Annotated in this window: 1 pseudogene; it reads right to left on the reverse strand. The window is 47.0% G+C overall.

Features of this window, described 5'->3' with window-relative positions:
- A pseudogene (locus tag H6A20_RS13325) lies at positions 1-236 on the reverse strand (hypothetical protein); the annotation flags it as partial.

Here is a 236-nt window from a genome sequence, read left to right on the forward strand (position 1 = left end):
CTGTATGATCGTCTCTCCGTACAGGTTCTCTTTCACAGTCATCCTGGAATACAGATGCGAAATATAAAGCAGAAACCGCAGCAGGAGATTCGGGTTCTTCGTGGACTGATGTTCATACAGTGACAGCCTGCCGTCGATCAGAAAGGATACATCATTCTTCATCGACATGTAGATGGCATTCTCCAGTGTGTTGATCTCAAGCAGTTCCGGATCCGCGTAATGTTTCCCTGTGATGG

Source organism: Mordavella massiliensis (genome assembly GCF_016901695.1).
Lineage (GTDB): Bacteria > Bacillota > Clostridia > Lachnospirales > Lachnospiraceae > Claveliimonas > Claveliimonas massiliensis_A.